Below are 22,337 nucleotides of genomic sequence, written 5' to 3'. Positions count from 1 at the left end.
GGTGTGCCCTGCGCAAGGGTGGATGATAAAGGCTGCTAGGGTGCGAAGTCATGGCACGCATCACGTTCGAGGACGTTTCGATCCAATACCCGGGCGCAGACTCCCCCACCGTCACCGGCTTAAACCTGGACATCGCCGACGGCGAATTCCTGGTGCTCGTCGGCCCCTCCGGGTGTGGCAAGTCGACCTCGCTGCGCGCCCTAGCGGGCCTGGAAGACGTCTCCAGCGGCCGGATCCTCATCGATGGGGTCGACGTGACCGGGCAGGAGCCCGCCCAACGCGATGTGGCGATGGTGTTCCAAAACTACGCCCTCTACCCCCACATGACAGTGGCGAAAAATATGGGCTTCGCCCTCAAACTGGCCGGCGTCGATAAGGCCACCATCGACAAAAAGGTGCGCGAAGCAGCAGACATCCTAGGGCTCACCCCCTACCTGGATCGGCGCCCCAAAGATCTTTCCGGCGGCCAGCGGCAGCGCGTTGCCATGGGGCGGGCGATCGTGCGCCACCCGAAGGTGTTCCTCATGGACGAGCCGCTGAGCAACCTGGATGCCAAACTGCGCGTGCAAACCCGCACCGAATTGGCGGCCCTCCAGCGCCGGCTGGGAACCACCACCGTCTATGTCACCCACGACCAAGTCGAAGCCATGACGATGGGTGATCGGGTGGCGGTACTTAAAGACGGCGAGCTGCAACAGGTCGCCACCCCCCGCGAGCTCTACGACCGGCCCGCAAACGCCTTCGTGGCAGGCTTTATCGGCAGCCCCGCGATGAATCTTTTCGCCGGAACCCAACCCGAACTCGGCGAGGTCATCGTGGGAATCCGCCCCGAGCACGTGCGCCTCAGCACCGACGGTGAACCAGCCACCGGAGTTCTAAGCATCCCCGCCACCGTGGACCTCATCGAGGAACTGGGATCCGAATCCTATGTGTATGCGCACCGCGACGATGCCCCCGAATGCGTCCTGACCGCCCGCATTGATCACAGCGCGGCAGTCCAGGTCGGCGACCGGGTGAGGCTGGATATCCCCATGGAACGCTGCCACTTTTTCGATCCCCACACCACCCAGCGTCTCTCCCCCACCGCCTAAGGGGCCATCCACGGCAACGCTACCCCCGCCACGCCACCCCCATCTGTGGCATTTTTTGCGTCTTGTCGCCCCGCCGGGGTCTGTCACGGTTTACCATGGTGTGAAGTCCACCCACTATTGGCGTAGAAAGTGATCTACATGACTAAGCACATTCGTCCCGCAGCCTCCACCCTGGCCGCCGCCGGCCTGATCGGCGTTCTCGCCCTGGCTGGCTGCTCCAGCGACACTGGTTCTTCCGATACTTCCGCCGAGAAGAAGGAAGCCGGCACCGAGGCCACCACCGCCGGCGACGGTGAGCGCGGCCCCATCACCTTCGCGATGGGCAAGAACGACACCGACAAGCTGCAGCCCGTCATCGAGGCGTGGAACAAGGAGCACCCGGACGAGAAGGTCACCCTCAAGGAGCTCGCCGGCGAAGCCGACGACCAGCGCGAGACCCTCGTCCAGTCCCTGCAGGCCAAGAGCGACGAATACGACGTCATGGCACTCGACGTCATCTGGACCGCGGACTTCGCCGCCCACCAGTGGATCGCACCGCTGACCGGCGACCTGGCCGTCGACACCTCGAAGCTGCTCAAGCCCACCGTGGAGTCCGCCACCTACCAGGACACCCTGTACGCCGTGCCGCAAAACACCAACGGCCAGCTGCTGTTCCGCAACACCGAACTCGTCCCCGACGCCCCCGGCACCTGGCAGGACCTCGTTGACTCCTGCGGCGCCGCCAAGGACGCCGGCAAGGAATGCCTGACCCTGCAGCTCAAGCAGTACGAAGGCCTCACCGTGAACACCGCCGACTTCATCGAAGGCTGGGGCGGCCACGTGCTCGGCTCCGACGGCAAGACCCCCGAGGTTGACTCCGAGAACTCCGTCGCCGGCCTGCGCGCCCTGGTCGACGGCTACAACGACGGTGTGATCGCCAAGAACTCCACCGCCGCCACCGAGGAAGAAACCAACCAGGCTTTCGTCGGCGGCGACACCGCCTTCGCCATCAACTGGCCGTACATGTACACCAACGCCGGCAAGGATGACTCCAAGGTCAAGGGCAAGTTCGAAGTGTCCCCGCTGGTCGGCAAGGACGGCGTTGGCGCCTCCACCCTCGGTGGCTACAACAACGCCATCAACATCAACTCCAAGCACAAGGCAACCGCCCGCGACTTCATCGTCTTCATCACCAACGAAGACAACCAGATGAGCTTCGCCGACAACTCCTTCCCGCCGGTGTTGGCCTCCATCTACGACAACGCCGAACTGACCGAGAAGTACCCCTACCTCCCGGCCCTGAAGGAATCCCTCGAAAACGCCGTTCCGCGCCCCGTTTCCCCGTTCTACCCGGCCATCTCCAAGGCCATCCAGGACAACGCCTACGCTGCCCTGACCGGTGAAACCGACGTCGAGCAGGCCGCCAAGGACATGCAGTCCGCCATCGAGGCCGCCACGAAGTAACCCCCGGCCCCGCGGATAACCCAACCTTCGACACAGCACACCCCCACCACACCCAGTGGTGGGGGTGTGCTGCTGTCTCCCACCCGCCACACCGGGGCGAAATCCACCAACACCACCCGCCAAGGCGCGTGACAACCCCCAACCGCAAGTGGCGTGTAATACAGTGAAAACACTCGCATCGTCCACACCACCACCCATAGTGGTCGCCGGCGCACCCCATCCCCGACCCCGTTGAGACAAAAAGGCGGCAACCCCCCAGTGACCGCAACAACCGCGCGACGCCAAACACGCACCGCCGCACTCCTGATCGCACCCACCATGGTGGTCCTCGCGATCGTCATCGGCTACCCCATCATCCGGGCCATCTGGCTGTCCTTCCAAGCCGACGCCGGCCTCGACCCCGAAACGGGACTATTCACCGAAGGCGGCTTCGCCGGGCTCACCCACTACCTGTACTGGCTGACCCAATCCTGCACCAGCCCCTCCGGGGTCAAAAGCAGCTGCCCACCAGGCGTGCTCGCCTCCGACTTCTGGCCGGCGCTCAAAATCACCGTCTTTTTCGCCGTGGTCACCGTCGCCCTCGAAACCGCCCTCGGCATGTGGATGGCAATCGTGATGAACCGCGAATTCAAAGGCCGCGGCCTGCTGCGCGCCGCGGTGCTGATCCCCTGGGCCATCCCCACCGCCGTCACCGCGAAACTCTGGCAATTCATTTTCGCCGAGCGCGGCATCATCAACTCGCTGCTGGGAACCCGCATTGCCTGGACCACCGACCCGTGGGCGGCGCGCACCGCCGTCATCATCGCCGACGTGTGGAAAACCACCCCATTTATGGCGCTGCTGATCCTGGCCGGGCTTCAAATGATTCCCAAAGAGGTTTATGAAGCCGCCCGGGTGGATGGGGCCAGCAAATTCCAAATCTTCACCCAAATCACCCTCCCGCTGGTCAAACCCGCACTCATGGTGGCAGTACTTTTCCGCACCCTGGATGCGCTACGCATGTACGACCTGCCGGTGATTTTGATTTCCTCCTCCTCGAACTCCCCAACCGCCACCATCTCCCAACTGGTGGTCGAGGACATGCGCCAAAACCACTTCAACAGTGCCTCCGCACTCTCGACCCTGGTGTTCCTGCTGATCTTCGCTGTCGCGTTCATCATGATCCGATTCCTGGGGGCCGACGTCTCCCGCAGCGTGACCGCCACCAAGCGCCCGCCCAAAGGCCCCGAACCCTCCTACACCACCGGCAGCCCCGTAGCGCTGCCCCCGCTAACCACCGCTGATACCGCTGGGGGTGCCCGATGAGCAAAGCACTATCGACCTTACGTTCCTACGCCGGCATCCTCTTCATCTTGGTGTGGGGCCTTGCCCCCTTCTACTGGATGGTGATCACCGCACTGCGGCACAAGGACTACACCTTCGACACCACCCCCTGGCCAACCCACGTCACCCTCGACAATTTCCGTGATGCGCTGGCCACCGACAAGGGCAATGATTTTCTCGCAGCGATCACCAACTCCTTGATCATCGGCCTGACCACCACCGTGCTGGCCGTGCTGGTGGGAGTGACTGCGGCGTACGCGCTGACCCGGCTGAATTTCCGCGGCAAGGGCTTTGTGACCGGCGTGGTGCTGGCGGCCAGCATGTTCCCCGGCATCGCCCTGGTTACTCCCCTGTTCCAGCTATTCGGTGAGATCGGGTGGATCGGCAGCTATCAGGCGCTGATCATCCCCAATATTTCTTTCGCCTTGCCGCTGACGATTTACACCCTGATGAGTTTTTTCCACCAGCTTCCCTGGGAGCTGGAGGAAGCCGCCCGGGTGGATGGGGCCTCGCGGGGGCAGGCGTTTCGTCTGGTGCTGCTTCCTTTGGCCGCGCCGGCGCTGTTTACCACCGCGATCTTGGCTTTCATTGCGTCCTGGAACGAGTTCATGTTGGCCAAGCAGCTGTCGAATCTGAAAACCGAGCCAGTCACCGTCGCGATCGCGCGTTTTTCGGGCCCAAGTAGTTTCGAGTTTCCCTACGCTGCGACGATGGCCGCGGGCGCCTTGGTGACCATTCCGCTGGTGATCATGGTGTTGGTCTTCCAGCGTCGAATTGTGGCGGGGTTGACTGCTGGCGGCGTGAAGGCCTAGCTGCCCTCCGCTTTTGGCGAGACAATGTTGTCGCCCACCCGAAACCGGGTGGGCGATTTTTTTATCGTCTGCACCCACAGTTTTCTGTTGGGGCTACTAGTGTTGTGGGGGTGAATGACAACGCCGCGCAGGAGCATCAGAGCCAGGATTTGGAAACGTCCGGAAAGTCTCGGGCGTCGTTTTCGGAGCGCCGGAGGATGCAGTGGGACACGGTGGTGGGGTTTTTGACCTTTTTTGCCGTGGTGGCTGTCATCCAGGCGGTGCGTAATGTGTTGCAGCCGCAGCCGGAGGTGCTGCCGGCGTTTGTGGCGTTGGTGTTGGTTGTCGCCGCGGTGAGCGCGTGGCGTTATGGGCGTACGCGCCGGTAGCTGCGCCACAGCATGCGGGCGCTGGAGTGGATGAAGGCGAGCACTTCCCGCGAGTACAGGTAGGGGATGCGGTGTTTGGGGGTGGCGGCGGTGATGACGTCGACATCCAAGTTGTGGTGGTGGGCCCACATTTTGACGCGGGGAGCGTGGAAATCGGAGGTGACGACCAGCCAGGGTGGTGCAGCCAGCCGCAGTGAGTTTTCGAGGTTTTCGTTGGTGCTGGTGGCTTGGTTTTCCTCGAGGATGGCTTCGGGGTTGACGCCGTGGCGGATGAGCCATTGGGCCATGGCGGGTGCTTCGTGTTGCCCGGTGACGATGATGGGGCGCCCGTCGAGGGCGTAGGGCAGCGCGGCTTTGAGCCGTCGTTCGAGTGCGGGCCCGGGCTGGTTTTCTTCGAGTTTGCAGCCCAGGATGACTAGTGGCCGGCTATCGGGCTGGTTGCGTGTGGGGGTCACTGTCCGGTGAGCCTATTGCGTAGGGCCTCGTCTTTGGCGAGGACTTCTTTTTCCATGTTTTTTTGATAGGCGGCCATGGCTTCGACGAGGGTGTCGTCGCCGGCGCTGAGGATCCGCACGGCGAGCAGGCCGGCGTTTTTGGCGCCGCCGATGCTGACGGTGGCTACGGGCACGCCGCCGGGCATTTGCACGATGGACAGCAGGGAGTCCATGCCGTCGAGGTCTTTGAGGGCACGCGGGATGCCGATGACGGGCAGTGGGGTGGCGGCGGCCACCATGCCAGGCAGGTGGGCGGCGCCGCCGGCGCAGGCGATGATGCATTTAAGGCCGCGGGTGTGGGCTTGTTCGGCGTAGGCGAGCATGCGGCTGGGGGTGCGGTGTGCGGAGACCACGCCGACTTCGAAGGGGATGCCGAATTCGGCGAGGATTTCTGCGGCGGGGGCGACGGTGTCCCAGTCGGAGTCGGATCCCATGATGAGGCCTACGAGGGGTTGCATGTGGTGTGTCTCCTTGGTTTAAGCGGGTGTGGGGGTGTTTTAGGCGGGCCAGTGGCCGTGGGCGATGTAGTGGGCGGCGGCCAGTGCGTCGGCGCGGACGGCGATGGGGTCGCTGCCGGTGAGGTTGATGTGTCCTAGCTTACGGCCGGGGCGGTGTTGTTTGCCGTAGAGGTGGATTTTGGCATCGGGGTAGCTGCGCCAGACGGTGGCGATGCGTTCACCGAGGTCGTGGTCCCAGGTGGTGTCTCCGCCGAGGATGTTGGCCATGACGGCGTGTGCGCAGGTCATGTCGGTGCTGCCGAGGGGGAGGTTGGCGACGGCGCGGAGGTGTTGTTCGAATTGGCTGGTGGTGGCGCCGTTTTGGGTCCAGTGGCCGGTGTTGTGGGGGCGCATGGCCAGTTCGTTGACGAAGATGCCTTCGTCGGTGTCGAAGAGTTCGACGGCGAGGACTCCGGTGACGTCGAGGGTTTCGGCGATGCCGGTGGCGAAGGTTTCGATTTTTTCGGCGTCGACGTTTGCGGCGGGTGCTTGGGCCCAGCGGCACACACCACCGTCTTGGTTGGTTTCGGCGATGTCCCAGCAGCGGACTTCGCCGCGGGGGCTGCGGGCGATCAATGCGGACAGTTCGCGGTTGAGGTGGACTTTCTTTTCCGCCATCAGTGGGGTGTTGTGGTCGAGTTGTTCGGCCACGAGCTGTTCGAGTTCGTCAAGGCTGTCGGGGAACCAGACGCCTTTGCCGTCGTAGCCGCCGGTGCGGGCTTTGAGGCAGACGGCGCCGTCCATGGCTTCCCAGAAGGCGCGGGCGTCGTCGGTGCTGTCGATGGGGGCGAAGGGTGGGACGGGGGCGCCGGCGTTGCGTAGGGCGCGGCGCATGACGAGTTTGTCTTGGGCGTGGATGAGGGCGTCGCCGTGGGGTTGGACGTTGTATCCGTCGCGGATGAGGTTGTCGATGATGTGGGCGGGGACGTGTTCGTGTTCGAAGGTGATGACGTCGACGCCGGTGGCGGCGGCTTTCACGGTGGCTTCGTCGTGGTAGTCGCCGAGGATGACGTCGCCGCAGATGGCGGCGGCGGATTCTGTCGGGCTGTTGGCCAGTACTCGGAGGCTGAGGCCGAGTTCGATGGCTTCTGTGTGCAGCATGCGCGCCAGTTGCCCGTCGCCGATGATGAGGATTTTGGGCAGTACCGTGGTGGGTGCGGCCGGGGTGTGGGCGGGGTCCTGGGCTGCGGGTGCGTTCATAGTTGGCAACTATATAGCGTGGTTCAGCCCGAGTTCATGCGGGATATTCCCCCCTTGGGTGTTATGGTGCGCGCCTGTGGCGCGCCAGGGAGGGCTGCGGCTTAGCGGCCGCTGAGGTAGGGCACGGTCGCGCGGTTGTAGGCGGCGAGTTCGTTGATGGTGTGGGTGAGTTTTTTGGCTTTGGGGGCTTTGTCGATGATCAGGGGGCGGCGGGCGCCGAGGATGCGGATGCTGATGGTGCTGCCTTGGCGTTGGGCGCCGAGGATTTGTTCAAGCTCGACGCTGGTGACGCTGCCGCGCAGGCCGGGGGCGCGCAGGATGAGTCGTTGGTCGGTGACGATAATGCGTCGGCGGCGGGAGCCGATGGCGGGGAGGATGAGTTTGATGAGGATAAATAGCGCCCAGATGACCAGCAGGGTCGTGCGGAGTAGGGGTCCGTAGTCGACGAGGAGCCCGGTGTTGCCGTTGAGCCATTGGGCGTCGATGAAGCCGATGGCGATGCCGGTTATTCCGGTGGCGAGCATCGCTTGGGTTAGGGGGAAGGCGAGGCGTGACAGTGGGGTGGTCAGGTCGGCGTAGACCAGTTCGCCGGGGATCAGTCCGAGTGCTGCCATGCCTGTGCCCTCCTTTCCTGACGGTCGTTGTGTTGGGGGTGTGTTGGCGACCCTGGGCGCGTTGTTGATGCGTTGTTGGTGGTTGGGTTGAGTTTAGGCGCTGTAGCCACCGTGCGCTTTACGCAGGTGGGTGACGTCGCCGGCGGCCAGGGCGTGACGTTCGCCCGTTTCGTCAACGACGACGATGTGTCCGGCGTCGTCGACGGTGTCGACGGTGCCGATCAATTCGGTGTGGTCGGGCAGGTGGACGGAGACGTCAAGCCCGATGGAGGAGCAGACGCGCCGGTAGTCGCCGAGGGGATCGCCGCTGCCGGTGGACCATTGTTCGAGGCGTTTTTTCATGTGGCGCAGCACCACGATGGCTAGTTCGGTGCGGTCGATGTCGAGGTCGATGCCGTGGGCGCGGGCGGCCAGGTCGAGGGAGGTGGCGTGGGCGACGGGGAGTTCTTCGGCGGTCAGGGAGACGTTGAGCCCAAGCCCCATGACTAGGCAGGGTTTGTCCCCTAGGTCGACGGCTTCGCCGAGGATGCCGCAGAGTTTGCCACCGTCGATGAGGACGTCGTTGGGCCATTTGAGGGTGATGTCCATCGGCGATAGGTCGTCGAATTCGGTGAGGGCGTCGACGATGGCCAGGCCGGTCATCAGGGGCAGCAAGCCGAGTCGTTCCAGGGCCTGGCGCCCGGGCCGGATGAGCACGCTTAGAGTGAGTTGGCTGCCCTGGGGGGCGACCCAGGGGCGGCCGTGTCGGCCGCGCCCGGCGGTTTGGTGCTCGGTGAGCAGCGCGGTCCAGGCGGGCGCCCCGTCGCGCCCGGCGGCGGCGAGGTCGGCGTTGGTGGATCCGGCGGTGTCGGTGACGGTGACGGAGGCGTATTCGCCGCTGTGGACTAGGGCGTCGGTGAGGCGTTCGCGGTTGAGGGGCGCGCGTGGGGTCATGGTTGTCACTGTATTCCATGGGGGCGCCTACTGGTGGGGTGGCGCGCGTGGGGCATCTGTGTTGGGTGGGGCGGTTGGGGCAACATCACAGTTTTGTGGCAAAAGTAATTTGGCGCACAAAATTCAACACGTGCACCCCGCCCCTTGACCCGCCCGCACTGCGGGGCTGGACGGAAATCATTTTTGCCACCAAAAAGAAAAGGCGCTGTTCAACTGCCTTATTGGTTCGACTCACCGCTAGAAAATGCCGCGAGGAATTGGCCGCTTACTTAGGGTACCCTCTATGTATTTTTTCACACCGGTGGCGCATATCACTTGTGTTTGGTGGTGGAAACTACCGGCTGTGGGGTCTACTATGCCAAACATGACTATTTCCTCACCTTTGCGCCGAGCCGACATCGACCTCGCATCACCGGCCACCACCGCCGAGAAAATCGCCGATCTGAAAAAGCGCCGCGCCGAAGCCTTCGCCCCCATGGGAACCGAACGCCTCGCCAAGGTGCGCGACAGTGGCCGCCTGACCGCCCGCGAACGCCTCGACTACCTCCTCGACGAAGGCTCCTTCGTGGAAAGCGACCAGCTCGCCCGCCACCGCACCCACGCCTTCGGCATGGGCGCCCGCCGCCCCGTCGGCGACGGCATCATCACCGGGTGGGGAACCATCGACGGACGCGAAGTCTGCATCTTCAGCCAAGACGGCACCGTCTTCGGCGGCGCCCTCGGCGAGGTCTACGGCGAAAAAATGATCAAAATCATGGAACTCGCCGTCGCCACCGGCCGCCCCCTCATCGGCCTCTACGAAGGCGCCGGCGCCCGCATCCAAGACGGCGCCGTCTCCCTGGACCTGATCGCGAAGACCTTCTACCACAACGTCAACGCCTCCGGCGTCGTCCCCCAAATCAGCGTCATCATGGGCGCCTGCGCCGGCGGCAACGCCTACTCCCCCGCCCTGACCGACTTCGTCGTCATGGTCGACAAAACCTCCAAAATGTTCGTCACCGGCCCCGACGTCATCAAAACCGTCACCGGCGAAATCATCAGCCAAGAAGAACTCGGCGGCGCCTCCACCCACATGGAACTAGCCGGCAACACCCACTACACCGCCGCCAGCGACGAAGACGCCCTCGACTGGGTCCACGACCTCGTCAGCTTCCTCCCCAGCAACAACCAAACAATCGCCCCCCTCGAAGACGCCGAACGCGAACACGGCCACATCATCGACAACCTCACCGCCGACGACCTCAAACTCGACGGCATCATCCCCGACAGCCCCACCATCCCCTACGACGTCCGCGACGTCATCGAATGCCTCACCGACGACGGCGAATACCTCGAAATCATGGAAGACCGCGCCGCCAACGTCGTCATCGCCTTCGGACGCATCGAAGGACAATCCGTCGGATTCGTCGCCAACCAACCCACCCAATTCGCCGGCTGCCTCGACATCGACAGCTCCGAAAAAGCCGCCCGCTTCGTGCGCACCTGCGACGCCTTCAACATCCCCATCATCATGCTCGTCGACGTCCCCGGCTTCCTGCCCGGCGCCGGCCAAGAATACGGCGGCATCCTCCGCCGCGGCGCCAAACTGCTCTACGCCTACGGCGAAGCCACCGTCCCCAAAATCACCGTCACCATGCGCAAAGCCTACGGCGGCGCCTACTGCGTCATGGGATCCAAAGGCCTCGGCGCCGACGTCAACCTCGCCTGGCCCACCGCCCAAATCGCCGTCATGGGTGCTGCCGGCGCCGTCGGATTCCTCCACCGCAAAGAACTCCAACACGCCGAAAAACAAGGCCTAGACGTCGTCGAACTCACCAAATCCTTCGAACGCGAATACGAAGACTACATGCTCACCCCGTACCTCGCCGCCGAACGAGGCCTCATCGACGCCGTCATCCTCCCCTGCGAAACCCGCGGACACATCGCCCGCAACCTCCGGCTCCTCGCCCACAAAAAAGAGTGCCGCCCCGCCCGCAAACACGGCAACATGCCCCTATAAAAACCCACCCACACCCCGACCCCAGTGCCACCACACACTGGGGTCGACGCATATAAACCCGCCCCCAAACCAGCGCTCAACATGTAAAACACCTAAGGACACCCACCTCCTACCGCCAGCAGGAGTGAGAAAACACTAAGAAAACAATGAAAAGGTCAACAAAAACCCCAAAAACCCACGTCAGGGCAAGAAAACACCCAAAACACTGACGTACCCTAGGGCTATCCAACCGCGGCACCCCGCACAGTAAAACCCCACCCCCAGGGCCATGGCACCAACACTGACACCCACCGAGCGCACCATGCTCGTCACCCTCCTCGCCCGCGCACGCGAATCAGCCTCCTACACCCCGCTATTCATCGACGACATGGCGCTCGAACTCGTGCGCAAAATCCCCCACATCGCCGACACCGACACCATCGACGCCTCCACCCACAACGGCGTCGTCGTCCGCACCAAAGTCATGGACGAACTCACCCGCGACTTCCTCAGCGAACACCCCACCGCCATCATCATCAACCTCGGCGCCGGCCTATGCACCCGCTTCTACCGCGTCGACACCGGCGCCATCGACTGCTACAACATCGACCTGCCCCACGCCACCGAACTACGCACCCAACTACTGCCCCCACACCCCCGCAACCACAACATCGCCGCCAACATCCTCGACCACGACTGGGTCAACACCATCGACGCACAAGGACGCAAAGTCCTCATCATCGCCGAAGGCGTCACCATGTTCCTCACCCCGCTGCAAATCCAACACCTCCTCAACCTCCTCAGCGACACCTTCCCCGGCGCCCGCGTCCTCCTCGACCTGCTCTCCGCCAAAGTCGTCGGCCACAGCATGATGGTCAAATCCGTCCACGCCACCGGAGCCCGCTTCGCCTTCGGCGTCCACGACGCCCGCGACATCACCCAGATCGAGCCCCGCATGATCTACATCGACCAAATCAGCATGGCCCGCTACAAAGAAACCAAAATCCCCATCTACAAAATCATCAAACACATCCCCCTGATCGCCAACATCAGCAACCGCATCGGCATCTTCGACATCGCCCACACCCACCTCAGCGCCCGCCGCGTCGGACTCACCTAAACCACCCCACCAGCCACCCCACCTTTTCCAACCCCACCCCCATCCGGCAAGGTGGACACCATGGCAACCCTGTTCAACCTCCTCGCGGCACTATTCGTCGTCACCTTCGTCGGCATCCTCATCAAACCGCGCGGCGGAACACGCGGCCCCATCCTGGTGCTCAAAGTCTTCGCACAACTCCTCCTCACCGCCGCCGAATGCATCCTGTTTATCCTGCTGATCATCAGCATCATCGGCACCACCTTTTGGATCTTCTACCTCACCACCGACACCGGCCCCGACCCAGACCTCTCGTTTTCCCCCGACACCGTCATGCTGCCCACCCTGGCAGTACTGGCCATCACCGGCGCCAGCGCCGCCTGGGCCCACCGCCACCTCACCCGCATCTGGCCCGCACTCCAGCCCAGCGAAGAAGAAACCGAGATGGCTGAATACGTCATCCAATGGTCCACCATCTACCTCACCGTCTACCAGCTGCTCTTCCAAACCCTCAGCGACTCCGCCCGCGCACTCGCCGACAGCGAAGGCATCAAAGTCATCATCGACACCGCGCTGAACCCCAACAACATCAACCTCATCATCATGCCGCTGCTGTTCTCCGTGTGGATGGCCCTAGCCATCGAAAAACTCCACAAAAACTTCCCCACCAACAGCGAAGAACTACCCACCCTCACCCAGCCCTAACAACACCCAGCCCGAAAACACCGCGCGCCACAGCAGCATCCCCCACCCACCACGTAGCGCTACACTCATTTTCATCAAATCGTGGCCAGGGGCTAAAAAACACCACCCCGCCCGCCACACCCCCGTCCCTTTTAGCCGCCGGAAAGCTCCGACCATGCGCACCCACAGTTTCCCCCAACGCCTCGCGGTGAAATACTTCCCGCACTACCTGTACACCACCGCGTTCCTGATCGTCCTAGCGCACCTGTTCTACAGCTGGGAAGCAGTCCGCAAGGTCTTCTGGGTCGCCGAATTCATCTTCCCCCTCCAGGGCGAATCCATCCTGACCGCACTTTTCCTCGCCGTCATCGCCCACGCCCTCGCCCGCCGCAAACGCGTCGGCTGGTGGCTCGCCCTGCTCTACACCTCCCTCGAACTGGTCTCAGCCATCGCCGTCATCGTCGCAACGGAAAGCAACTTCCAAGGCTTCGCCGAGATCATCGACACCGACGAATACGCCAAAATCTTCACCACCACCGCCATCCTGCTGGTCTTCGTCATCGCCCTGCTCATCTCCCGGCGGCACTTCACCGCGCGACTCGCCGAAAAATCCATCACCGCGATGCTCTACACCGTCATCGCCGGCATCGCCGCCACCACCATCGTCGTCCTCGCCGTCGCTTTCGCCCTGGCCACCGCACACCACGAACACTTCAACGCCGCCCAGGCGCTACGCCGCTACTTCATCGGCGGCGACCCCCTGCCAGGTGCAGACCACTCCCAAATCCCCGACGTCATTGTCTCCGTCGGCATCGGTGCCACCGTCATCCTCGCCCTCGTCGTCCTCATGCGCGCCCGCGCCGTCACCACCTTCACCGACCTCGACGAAGAACTCCGCCTGCGCGAACTGCTCATCAACGGCGCCGACTCCGGCGAAGCCGACTCCCTCGGCTACTTCGCCACCCGCCGCGATAAAGGCTCGGTATTTGGTGCCGACGGCAAAGCCGTCATCACCTACCGCAGCCTCATGGGCGTGTGCCTCGCCTCCGGCGACCCCGTCGGCCCCCGCGACCACTGGCCCAGCGCCATCGACGCCTACCTCAAACACACCGCCGACAAAGGCCTAGCCCCCGCGGTCGTCGGCGTATCCAAAAAAGGCGCCGAAGCCTTCGCCGCCGCCGGACTCAAAGCCCGCATCATCGGCGACGAAGCCATCCTCAACACCGACACCTTCGACCTGAACGACCCGCAGCTCAAAGCCGTCCGCCACGCCGTCAAACGCGTCCGCGACGCCGGCTACACCGTCCGGGTACGCCGCCACCGCGACCTGTCCGACACCGAAATGCACCGCCTGATCAGCCTGGCCGACCAGTGGCGCCAAAACGGCGACGACCGCGGCTTCTCCATGGCACTCAACCGGCTTGGCGACCCCCTCGACGGTGCCTGTGTGTTCGTCGAAGCCCTCGACAGCGACGGCAACTCCCGCGGCCTGCTGTCCTTCGTCCCCTGGGGCCGCACCGGCCTATCCCTCGACGTGATGCGCCGCGACGTCGACCACGCCGAAAACGGAGTCACCGAATTCATGGTGGCCTCCCTCATGGACAACGCCCGCGAACTCGGCATCAGCCGCGTCAGCCTCAACTTCGCCGCCTTGCGCGAAATCATCGCGGCCGGCGAAGACGTGGGCGCCACCTTCCTGCAACGCATGGGGCGCAGCCTGGTATCCGCGGTGTCGAAAAAATTCCAGATCGAACAGCTCTACCGCTCCAACCTGAAATACAACCCCATCTGGGCGCCCCGCTACTTGTGCTGGCGGGATACCGGCGACTTAGCCAGCATCGGCATTGCCATCGGGCTGGCCGAAGGCCAACTATCGCTGCCCTTCCTCCACGAACCCGACATCACCCAACCGATATACCCGGCCGACGATCCCCGCATCGTGGCATTCCTGGAACAAGCCAAAGCCCACATCCCCGAACGCCGCGTCCCCGAACAAGTGCGACACCGCATGGCCGTGCGCGAAAACATCCTCGCCCACGGCGAAGATGCCTACCCCGCCCATTTCGACCGCGAATACAGCCTCGAAGACCTCGCCCAGCTGCCCGCCGGCAGCCCCGTGACCACCGCCGGCCGCATCATCGGCCGCAGCGACCACGGCGGCGTCATCTTCCTGCGCATCCAGGACTTCCACGGCGCCACCCAAATCATCTGCGAACGCGACACCCTCGGGCAAGAAACCATGACCCGGCTGCGCCGCGAACTGTCCATCGGCGACCACATCGGCGCCCGCGGCACCACCGGCACCTCCCGCACCGGCACCCCCTCCATCATCGCCACATCCGTCACCCTCACCGCGAAATCACTGCGCCCCCTGCCCAACATGCACCAGGGGCTGAGCAACGAAGAAACCAAGGTGCGGCAACGCTACCTCGACCTCATCGTCAACGAGGACGCCCGCCGACAAGTCGAAGCCCGCAGCGCCATCATCCATTCGCTGCGCAGCACCCTAATGGGCGAAAAATTCCTCGAGGTCGAAACCCCGCTGCTACAAACCATCCATGGCGGCGCCAACGCCCGCCCCTTCAAAACCCACATCAACGCCTACGATATGGGCCTCTACCTGCGCATCGCCCCAGAGCTATACCTGAAAAGGCTCATGGTCGGCGGAGTTGACCGGGTCTTTGAAATCGGCCGCAACTTCCGCAACGAAGGCGCCGACGCCACCCACAACCCCGAATTCACCATGCTGGAGGCCTACGCCGCCTACGGCGACTACAACAGCATGCGCGAGTTGACCCGCGAACTAATCATCAACGCCGCCCTCGCCGCCAACGGACACACCCGAGTCACCGGACGCGGACCCGACGGTGCCGAACACTCCATCGATCTGGCCGACCCCTGGCGAGTAGTCACCGTGCACGGCGGCATCGCCGAAGCCACCGGGCGCAACATCACCCCGGACACCAGCAAGGAAGAACTGATCGAACTGGCCGCAGAATACGCGGTGCCAGTAGATCCGGAAGCCAGCCGCGGCGCGATCGTCATCGAACTCCACGAACACCTCGCGGAACGCTTCGCCATCGCCCCCACCTTCTTCTGTGACTTCCCCACCGACGTCTCGCCCCTGACACGCCAACACCGCACCGATCCGCGAGTGGCAGAAAAATGGGACCTGATCTGCTTCGGCGCGGAAGTGGCCACCGCCTACTCGGAACTCATCGACCCCGTCATCCAGCGGCAACGACTAGTCAACCAGTCCCTGTTGGCCGCCGGTGGCGACCCGGAAGCCATGGAAGTCGACGAGGATTTCCTGCTTGCCCTCGAATACGCCATGCCGCCTTCAGGAGGCATGGGCATGGGCGTCGACCGACTGGTGATGATGCTCACCGAGAAAAACATCCGCGAAACCATCATCTTCCCGCTGGTCAAACCGCAGCAATAGCCCAACCACCTCCACAAAGAGGGCGGCAGTGTCTCATCCCAACACGGGGGACACCGCCGCCCACTTTTCTTTGTCGTCTTAAATACCGGCGCTAGGGCTACTGCGGTTTGACCCCAGAAGCCACAAACACGGAATACTGCCGCGCGGGCTCCCCCTCGCTGCCCTCTTTGACCCCGGTATACCCATCGACCACACGGACATCGACCAGGCCCGCATCCTCCAAACAGGAAGCAAAGAAATCCCGGTCGAAACCATGGTGGAACACGTGGGCTGTCGGATCCGGAGTATCCGAGGCCGCTGGGGAGCTGGCGTCAGTGCGCGCCATGTGGGCGTGGAAAAACTCTTGCCCCGCATCCAAATCGGCCACCACCACGCTGCCGAGCGGACGCACCCTGGAAACCAGCTCCCGCAGCGTTGCAGCCACATCATCCACGTGGTGCAGCACCATCGAACTAACAATGGCATCAACCTGGCAGATCGGAACCTCATCGAGGCGCTCGTAGACACGCACCCCATGGGATGCTGCAACCTCGCGCATCTTTTCCGAGACCTCGACACCAATAACGTCGCGCACCCCCAGGCTGCGACCAACGATGCCGCTACCACACCCAAAATCGATAATGATCTGGGTATCCGCCGGCAAATGTGGCCCCATCACCCGCGCCAAGGCTTGCGCCCGAGCCACCCTCTCCGGCGAATCCCACTGCGCGGCCAGCGCATCGAAATAGTGGCCCGGGTCGTGGTTTTCCGGATGCTCATCCGAACCGTGGTGGGACAGACTGTTCACCGTGCACTCCTTCAACTATTTTCCTCCCCACACCCAGCCCAGTCCCCACTCGGTGAAGCGGTGGAGATGGTTGGCTGTGCGGATGTCGTTTGATTGTCAAAAATAGCGCCAAATCTTTCCCGCCGGAACCACACACCGTCTCCACCTCCTCGGCAGGCGCGGGGTGCACTGGGGCTAAAGGGTGGGTTTTTGTGTGCGCCAGATGCGGGCTTTACCAACCTTTCCCACCCATCATCCCCAACGTTGCGGGTGAGAACTAGACCATTCCACCCCCAAAAGGGTGGGGGAAACCACACATGTCAAAAACTTTTCTCCCAGACACACTGCGAAAGTTTCCCCACCCGCTTAAACTGACCCACATGACTGCTGCACAGAACACCACTGGCGCTGCTGCGCCCGATTTGACCACCACCGCCGGCAAGCTTGCCGACCTGCGCGCACGTATCGCAGAGACTCAGGCCCCCATGGGCGAAGCCTCCGTGGCGAAGGTGCACGACGCTGGTAAGAAGACCGCCCGCGAGCGCATCGAATACCTGCTGGACGAAGGCTCCTTCGTCGAGGTCGATGCCCTGGCCCGCCACCGCTCCAAGAACTTCGGCCTCGACGCCAAGCGCCCCGTCACCGACGGTGTTGTCACCGGTTACGGCACCATCGATGGTCGCAAGGTGTGCGTGTTCTCCCAGGACGGCGCCGTGTTCGGTGGCGCCCTCGGTGAGGTTTACGGCGAGAAGATCGTCAAGATCATGGATCTGGCCATCAAGACTGGTGTTCCGCTGATCGGCATTAACGAAGGCGCTGGCGCCCGTATCCAGGAGGGCGTCGTCTCCCTGGGTCTGTACTCCCAGATCTTCTTCCGCAACACCCAGGCTTCCGGTGTCATCCCGCAGATCTCCCTCATCATGGGTGCCTGCGCCGGTGGCCACGTGTACTCCCCTGCCCTGACTGACTTCATCATCATGGTCGACAAGACCTCGAAGATGTTCATCACCGGCCCCGACGTCATCAAGACCGTCACCGGCGAGGAAGTCACCCAGGAAGAGCTGGGTGGCGCTGGTACCCACATGTCCATGTCCGGTACCTCCCACTACACCGCCTCCGACGACGCAGACGCTCTCGACTGGGTCCGCGAGCTGGTCAGCTACCTGCCCAGCAACAACCGCGCTGAGGCTCCCCGCGCGGAGGCCGACATCATGGTTGGTTCCATCCAGGAGAACATCACCGAGTCTGACCTCGAGCTGGATACCCTCATCCCGGATTCCCCGAACCAGCCCTACGACATGAAGGATGTCATCACCCGCATCGTCGACGACGGAGAGTTCTTGGAGATCCAGGAAGGCTACGCCGAGAACATCATCTGTGGCTTCGGTCGCGTCGAAGGCCGTTCCGTCGGCATCGTGGCTAACCAGCCGATGCAGTTCGCCGGCTGCTTGGACATCAAGGCTTCCGAGAAGGCTGCCCGCTTCGTGCGCACCTGTGACGCTTTCAACGTTCCGATCATCGAGTTCGTCGACGTCCCCGGCTTCCTGCCCGGCACCACCCAGGAATACGACGGCATCATCCGCCGTGGCGCGAAGCTGCTGTTCGCTTACGCCGAGGCAACCGTCGGCAAGATCACCGTGATCACCCGCAAGTCCTACGGTGGCGCTTACTGCGTGATGGGCTCCAAGGACATGGGCGCCGACATCTGCCTGGCATGGCCGACCGCACAGATCGCCGTCATGGGTGCCGCTGGCGCCGTCGGCTTCATCTACCGCAAGGAGCTCAAGGCCGCCGCTGCTGAGGGCAAGGATGTGGCCGCCGTCATGCAGGACTACCAGAAGGAATACGAAGAGACTCTGGTCAACCCCTACATGGCTGCCGAGCGTGGCTTCGTTGACGCCGTTATCCCGCCGAGCGAGACCCGCGGCCAGATCATCGAGGGCCTGCGCCTGCTGGACCGCAAGGTTGTTAACGTGCCCGCCAAGAAGCACGGCAACATCCCGCTGTAAACTACTCCCCTAACGAGGGTGGCCATCCACCCGATACTCCAGGTGAGTACCGGCCACCGCCCCGGCAAGTGAGCTGGAAACCCACGCACACTAGAAACTTGTCTTCGAAGGGAGACGTTGAACATGAGCGAGAACCCCACCACCGGTGAGGACGCCACCACCCCTGAGGAGAAGCCCAAGGCTCCTTTCCTCACGGTGCTTAAAGGCAACCCGGATGATGTTCAGGTTGCGACCTTGACCGCTGTGTTCGCCACCATGGCTAACAACGCAGCTGGCGCCAAGGAAGGCGAGCGTGACCGCAACCTGTGGGGCAGCTTGGAAGAGCGCCTGCGTCGCCCCATGACGTACAACCCCACCGCGTTCCGCAACGTCAGCTTCTACTAAGAGCAGACTGCACAACCCACCGTTCGGCACTTGCCGGACGGTGGGTTTTTTCATTCTCGACTTTTCTTATCATTACAAGTTGCTCTCAAAAGGATGCCAATTTAATAAAGTCCGAAACAATCGAAATGCACGCCCCGTTGACCCAGTAGAAAGCAGGCCAGCCACAAGGTGGGCCTGATGCCGACACTGTGCGCCCCCACACTTCGCACCGCGCCACTTTGGGCGCGCGGGCGGTGGGGCGTAGAGTCGCCTTTTTCACCGCGCGGCCCGCCGCGTTCGGCATACCACGACAGCAACGTCCGGCAGCAGTTTTTGCGGTCTTGTTGCTTATTCAAGGAGGCTTGAGAAAGCTTTGCGTTTCGCCACTTCTTCCCGATCCCGTCGCCCCGTTGTGGGTGCAGCACTGGCATGCTGCTGCGTTGCCGCACTAGCGGTGGGCTGTTCCACTGACACTTCTTCCTCCCCTACCACCAGCGCCACCACCAGTTCGACCTCCGGGCAGACCACTGCACAAGACCCCACCACGACCACCAAGCCCGCCGGTCATGCGACCGTGAATCGTGCCCGACCGCTGCCCAACATTGCGCTCGGGGAAACCCTCGATGAGGTTCGCAAGCAACTTCCAGATCTAACCGACCCGAAGCCTTTCGACAGGCAAGAGTTGATGTGCGTCGACACGCTCTGCCCGCCTGCGGGAGAATTGACTGCGGCTACCAGCGGGGCGTGGCAACTAATTTTTGCCGACGGCGCACTAGAGCGCATCGTATCGGTCGCCGATAGTGACGCCGCCCTTGAATACGGGATCGCAGTGGGGACTGCGCGCAGCGTGGTTCGCCAGGAGCTGGGATCCCCCAGTTGGGTTCTCACGCTGGATGAGCCGGTGGAGTTGTATAGCGCCGGGGATTCGCGTCAAGCCCTGCTGATTCGCTACACGACCGCAGCTGATTCCGATGAGCAGGTCGTTGAATCGATCTCCTACTGCAATTGTTTGCCCCCGCGCGAGGACTCCTCGATGGATAACCCGCCAGCATTTTTCCCCGCCAAGCAGATGGAAACTGACGCTGCCGGCGGTTTCGGCACCTACGCCGCCCCCGAGCAGGTGGCACCCAGTTCCGCCCCGGCAGAGGTGGCAGGCCACGTTGATGCGATCAAGCAGGACATCACCGGCAAACCCCGAACTGCGTTCCTGGTGGGTCATCCTTTCACCAAGGATGGAAAGATTTCTGCGCAGTGGGTCGTCAAGGACGCCACCACCACCGAGCCCGTCAGCTGTTGGGATAATCCCGGGGTTAGCGGCATTCCTGCGGAGATGAGCTTGTGCGGCAAGCCACAGGCCCGCAACACGATCAATGCCTGCATGCTCTCCGATCAGTCCGCGTATTGCGTCACCGATCCTTTCGCCGGCGTGATCACCCGCATGCCCTACGTTCGCGCCACCACCGAGCTGCCCGCCGATCATTTCGACCCCTATGCCCCCTATGCGGTGCAGTTGGAAGATGGTGCGGTATCCACGGCGTCAGGTGCCACCAGCGGCGGGGCCCAACCCTGGTTTAACGATGCTGGCCGTCAGCGACTCAATCCCCTCGACGCTACCTGGCAGTTCGATGGTGGGGAGGCTTCCCCGAAAGATGTGCTCGCCGCGGTATGGCTGAAGTGGGCCCACTAGCCCCAATTCGTCTAAACACGTGACCACCCGCACCTATCGATGGTGCGGGTGGTTTTGTGCGTTCCTCTCCGCAAGAGACCCCGGCCGTACAATGTCATTCATGCGTATTGTTTTGGCTTCGACCTCTGCTTCCCGTCTCAGTGTTTTGCGTAGCGGCGGTGTGGAGCCGGTGCTGGCTGCCCCGGTCGGTGTCGACGAGGACGCGCTGCTGGATAGCTTGAGTGATGCCTCCGCTGCGGAAAAGGTTGCACAGCTGGCGCGGGCGAAAGCTCACGCGGTGGCAGGCAAGTTTCCTGGCGAGGTAGTCATCGGTGGGGATTCGATGCTGCTGATCGAGGGGCAGTTGCAGGGCAAGCCGCATACCCCCGAGGTCGCTATTGAGCGGTGGAAGAATCAGCGTGGCAAGACCGCTGAGTTGCTCAGCGGTCACTGCTTGATCGGCCCAGAGGGCCAAGAGTACGTAGAAACTGCTTCCACGACTTTGCGTTTCGCGTCCCCCTCGGATGCCGATATTGCGGCTTATGTGGCCACTGGGGAGCCTCTGCCGTGCGCTGGGGCGTTCACGTTGGAAGCTATCGGTGGCTGGTTTATCGACAATATTGATGGGGATCCTTCGGGCGTGATCGGGCTTTCGCTGCCGGTGGTGCGGCGGGGACTCTATTCCTTCGGGTTGGATGTGCACGAGTTTTTCTCCCCGGAGTTGACGCGACCAGCTACCTAACCCGAAAATGTGCCCCATTTTTGTGGGGTTTGTGACTTTTTCACTTCTCAGCCCCATCACGGTTGGTAGGATTGTGGCTTATGCAACAGATTTTGCAGACCGTTATCGCTTTGTTTGCGGTGTTGGCGTTCGTCTGGGCCAGTGATGGTTCTTCGATGGGCGACTGGACCGTGGATGACGTGATTGGCTCGGGCGATCGGAAGCCGTCGGGTGAGAACAGCTATGCCCCGATTGCCACGGAGTCTGTGATTTCTCGCGATGGGGATGGCAAGGTGCTGGTGAACTCAGTGACGTTGGGGGCGTCTTTGGAGTTCGTCAAGATTTCGGTGGCGAATTGGCCGGACGAGTCCCGTCGCGTGTTTGTGGAAAATGGTGCGGAGCGCGATGAGTTCACGTTGGAGGATGCCCGCTACTTTTTCGACGGGGATCGGTTGACGGAGATTCGGGTGCCGCAGACCCCGGAATTTATTCGCCCCGGGATGCCGTTGTCGCTTGCGCAGCGGGAGTACGGTTCGGCGATTCATGCGTTTGTGAATACGAATACGAATCGTCATTATGTGGTGTTTGCGGACTCTTCCGAGCATGATGCCGCGTGGATTGTTGGCTATGATCCGTCGTCAAAGCGGATCACTTCGGTCAGTTATGCGCTGGGGTTGAGTGAGTTCGCCTCCACCCCGGGTCCACGCCCGGGCGATGGTGCGGGCAGTTCGCAGCGGGGGTCTCGTGCTGGGGATCTGGCGGGTTTGCACCCGGATGCTGAGGTGCGGGTGTCGGATGCGGGGATCCTATAGCGGGCTGGTTCAGCGGGTGATG

General features: G+C 62.8%; 20 protein-coding genes. 14 read left to right on the top strand and 6 right to left on the bottom strand.

What is annotated here, in order from left to right:
- The first annotated feature begins 50 nt into the window (after window positions 1-50).
- The 5 genes from CAQU_RS02710 (at window position 51) to CAQU_RS02690 (ending at window position 5,037) form a co-directional block, all read left to right on the top strand.
- A complete protein-coding gene (locus CAQU_RS02710) occupies window positions 51-1,091 on the top strand; it encodes an ABC transporter ATP-binding protein (protein WP_075725003.1) in 1,041 nt (346 codons plus the stop codon).
- 138 nt (window positions 1,092-1,229) lie between these two features.
- Complete coding sequence (locus tag CAQU_RS02705; protein ID WP_075725001.1) at window positions 1,230-2,534, top strand: ABC transporter substrate-binding protein; 1,305 nt, start codon at window positions 1,230-1,232, stop codon at window positions 2,532-2,534.
- A gap of 318 nt (window positions 2,535-2,852) precedes the next feature.
- Window positions 2,853-3,839, top strand: coding sequence for a carbohydrate ABC transporter permease (locus tag CAQU_RS02700; RefSeq protein ID WP_075728319.1), 987 nt, complete (start codon window positions 2,853-2,855; stop codon window positions 3,837-3,839).
- Complete coding sequence (locus CAQU_RS02695) at window positions 3,836-4,669, top strand: carbohydrate ABC transporter permease (protein WP_075724999.1); 834 nt, start codon at window positions 3,836-3,838, stop codon at window positions 4,667-4,669. The genes CAQU_RS02700 and CAQU_RS02695 overlap by 4 nt, the downstream gene beginning before the upstream one ends.
- Window positions 4,670-4,779: 110 nt before the next feature.
- Window positions 4,780-5,037 (top strand): hypothetical protein, encoded by a 258-nt coding sequence (locus CAQU_RS02690; RefSeq protein ID WP_157108868.1) that lies wholly within the window; start codon window positions 4,780-4,782, stop codon window positions 5,035-5,037.
- Here the strand turns inward: CAQU_RS02690 and CAQU_RS02685 are convergent.
- The 5 genes from CAQU_RS02685 to CAQU_RS02665 form a co-directional block, all read right to left on the bottom strand.
- Entirely contained in the window at window positions 5,016-5,492 is a 477-nt protein-coding gene (locus CAQU_RS02685) for a YdcF family protein (RefSeq protein WP_075724995.1), read from the bottom strand. The genes CAQU_RS02690 and CAQU_RS02685 overlap by 22 nt on opposite strands.
- Window positions 5,489-5,989, bottom strand: coding sequence for a 5-(carboxyamino)imidazole ribonucleotide mutase (purE, locus tag CAQU_RS02680; RefSeq protein WP_075724993.1), 501 nt, complete (start codon window positions 5,987-5,989; stop codon window positions 5,489-5,491). The genes CAQU_RS02685 and purE overlap by 4 nt, the downstream gene beginning before the upstream one ends.
- A gap of 39 nt (window positions 5,990-6,028) precedes the next feature.
- A complete protein-coding gene (locus tag CAQU_RS02675; protein ID WP_075724991.1) occupies window positions 6,029-7,228 on the bottom strand; it encodes a 5-(carboxyamino)imidazole ribonucleotide synthase in 1,200 nt (399 codons plus the stop codon).
- Between the two features lie 101 nt (window positions 7,229-7,329).
- A complete protein-coding gene (locus tag CAQU_RS02670) occupies window positions 7,330-7,842 on the bottom strand; it encodes a hypothetical protein (RefSeq protein WP_075724989.1) in 513 nt (170 codons plus the stop codon).
- Between the two features lie 93 nt (window positions 7,843-7,935).
- Window positions 7,936-8,775 (bottom strand): biotin--[acetyl-CoA-carboxylase] ligase, encoded by an 840-nt coding sequence (locus CAQU_RS02665; protein ID WP_075724986.1) that lies wholly within the window; start codon window positions 8,773-8,775, stop codon window positions 7,936-7,938.
- 364 nt (window positions 8,776-9,139) lie between these two features.
- On the opposite strand from CAQU_RS02665, the gene CAQU_RS02660 reads away from it, so the two are divergent.
- The 4 genes from CAQU_RS02660 (at window position 9,140) to lysX (ending at window position 15,978) form a co-directional block, all read left to right on the top strand.
- Window positions 9,140-10,774 (top strand): acyl-CoA carboxylase subunit beta, encoded by a 1,635-nt coding sequence (locus CAQU_RS02660; RefSeq protein ID WP_075724985.1) that lies wholly within the window; start codon window positions 9,140-9,142, stop codon window positions 10,772-10,774.
- A gap of 268 nt (window positions 10,775-11,042) precedes the next feature.
- Window positions 11,043-11,873 (top strand): class I SAM-dependent methyltransferase, encoded by an 831-nt coding sequence (locus CAQU_RS02655; protein WP_084562723.1) that lies wholly within the window; start codon window positions 11,043-11,045, stop codon window positions 11,871-11,873.
- Between the two features lie 60 nt (window positions 11,874-11,933).
- Window positions 11,934-12,557, top strand: coding sequence for an SA1002 family membrane protein (locus tag CAQU_RS02650; RefSeq protein ID WP_075724981.1), 624 nt, complete (start codon window positions 11,934-11,936; stop codon window positions 12,555-12,557).
- A 154-nt stretch (window positions 12,558-12,711) separates the two neighbouring features.
- Entirely contained in the window at window positions 12,712-15,978 is a 3,267-nt protein-coding gene (gene lysX, locus CAQU_RS02645; protein WP_084562721.1) for a bifunctional lysylphosphatidylglycerol synthetase/lysine--tRNA ligase LysX, read from the top strand.
- A gap of 97 nt (window positions 15,979-16,075) precedes the next feature.
- On the opposite strand, the gene CAQU_RS02640 is transcribed toward lysX, so the two are convergent.
- Complete coding sequence (locus tag CAQU_RS02640) at window positions 16,076-16,765, bottom strand: class I SAM-dependent methyltransferase (protein WP_075724980.1); 690 nt, start codon at window positions 16,763-16,765, stop codon at window positions 16,076-16,078.
- A gap of 359 nt (window positions 16,766-17,124) precedes the next feature.
- Here CAQU_RS02640 and CAQU_RS02635 point away from each other — a divergent pair, with 359 nt between their 5' ends.
- The 5 genes from CAQU_RS02635 (at window position 17,125) to CAQU_RS02615 (ending at window position 22,315) form a co-directional block, all read left to right on the top strand.
- Window positions 17,125-18,753, top strand: a complete 1,629-nt coding sequence (locus CAQU_RS02635) for an acyl-CoA carboxylase subunit beta (protein ID WP_075728315.1) — start codon at window positions 17,125-17,127, stop codon at window positions 18,751-18,753.
- A gap of 123 nt (window positions 18,754-18,876) precedes the next feature.
- Window positions 18,877-19,137, top strand: coding sequence for an acyl-CoA carboxylase subunit epsilon (locus CAQU_RS02630; RefSeq protein ID WP_075724978.1), 261 nt, complete (start codon window positions 18,877-18,879; stop codon window positions 19,135-19,137).
- Between the two features lie 352 nt (window positions 19,138-19,489).
- Window positions 19,490-20,803, top strand: coding sequence for a hypothetical protein (locus CAQU_RS02625; protein ID WP_075724976.1), 1,314 nt, complete (start codon window positions 19,490-19,492; stop codon window positions 20,801-20,803).
- A gap of 100 nt (window positions 20,804-20,903) precedes the next feature.
- Window positions 20,904-21,524, top strand: a complete 621-nt coding sequence (locus CAQU_RS02620) for a Maf family protein (RefSeq protein ID WP_075728313.1) — start codon at window positions 20,904-20,906, stop codon at window positions 21,522-21,524.
- A gap of 80 nt (window positions 21,525-21,604) precedes the next feature.
- Window positions 21,605-22,315, top strand: coding sequence for a hypothetical protein (locus CAQU_RS02615; protein ID WP_075724974.1), 711 nt, complete (start codon window positions 21,605-21,607; stop codon window positions 22,313-22,315).
- The last annotated feature ends 22 nt before the right edge of the window (window positions 22,316-22,337 follow it).

The sequence above is a fragment of the Corynebacterium aquilae DSM 44791 genome (assembly GCF_001941445.1).
Taxonomy (GTDB): Bacteria; Actinomycetota; Actinomycetes; order Mycobacteriales; family Mycobacteriaceae; genus Corynebacterium; species Corynebacterium aquilae.
Note: the sequence above shows the minus strand (reverse complement) of the source record. Positions and strands in the feature narration are given on the sequence as shown.

What these genes read in the sequence shown, in the direction of transcription:
- CAQU_RS02695 (WP_075724999.1), top strand. Translation starts at nt 3,836, where the DNA reads ATGAGCAAAGCACTATCGACCTTACGTTCCTACGCCGGCATCCTCTTC.
- CAQU_RS02700 (WP_075728319.1), top strand. Translation starts at nt 2,853, where the DNA reads ATGGTGGTCCTCGCGATCGTCATCGGCTACCCCATCATCCGGGCCATC.
- CAQU_RS02655 (WP_084562723.1), top strand. Translation starts at nt 11,043, where the DNA reads ATGGCACCAACACTGACACCCACCGAGCGCACCATGCTCGTCACCCTC.
- CAQU_RS02675 (WP_075724991.1), bottom strand. Translation starts at nt 7,228, where the DNA reads ATGAACGCACCCGCAGCCCAGGACCCCGCCCACACCCCGGCCGCACCC.
- CAQU_RS02705 (WP_075725001.1), top strand. Translation starts at nt 1,230, where the DNA reads ATGACTAAGCACATTCGTCCCGCAGCCTCCACCCTGGCCGCCGCCGGC.
- purE (WP_075724993.1), bottom strand. Translation starts at nt 5,989, where the DNA reads ATGCAACCCCTCGTAGGCCTCATCATGGGATCCGACTCCGACTGGGAC.
- CAQU_RS02630 (WP_075724978.1), top strand. Translation starts at nt 18,877, where the DNA reads ATGAGCGAGAACCCCACCACCGGTGAGGACGCCACCACCCCTGAGGAG.
- CAQU_RS02620 (WP_075728313.1), top strand. Translation starts at nt 20,904, where the DNA reads ATGCGTATTGTTTTGGCTTCGACCTCTGCTTCCCGTCTCAGTGTTTTG.
- CAQU_RS02615 (WP_075724974.1), top strand. Translation starts at nt 21,605, where the DNA reads ATGCAACAGATTTTGCAGACCGTTATCGCTTTGTTTGCGGTGTTGGCG.
- CAQU_RS02665 (WP_075724986.1), bottom strand. Translation starts at nt 8,775, where the DNA reads ATGACCCCACGCGCGCCCCTCAACCGCGAACGCCTCACCGACGCCCTA.
- CAQU_RS02650 (WP_075724981.1), top strand. Translation starts at nt 11,934, where the DNA reads ATGGCAACCCTGTTCAACCTCCTCGCGGCACTATTCGTCGTCACCTTC.
- CAQU_RS02635 (WP_075728315.1), top strand. Translation starts at nt 17,125, where the DNA reads ATGACTGCTGCACAGAACACCACTGGCGCTGCTGCGCCCGATTTGACC.
- CAQU_RS02660 (WP_075724985.1), top strand. Translation starts at nt 9,140, where the DNA reads ATGACTATTTCCTCACCTTTGCGCCGAGCCGACATCGACCTCGCATCA.
- CAQU_RS02670 (WP_075724989.1), bottom strand. Translation starts at nt 7,842, where the DNA reads ATGGCAGCACTCGGACTGATCCCCGGCGAACTGGTCTACGCCGACCTG.
- lysX (WP_084562721.1), top strand. Translation starts at nt 12,712, where the DNA reads ATGCGCACCCACAGTTTCCCCCAACGCCTCGCGGTGAAATACTTCCCG.
- CAQU_RS02710 (WP_075725003.1), top strand. Translation starts at nt 51, where the DNA reads ATGGCACGCATCACGTTCGAGGACGTTTCGATCCAATACCCGGGCGCA.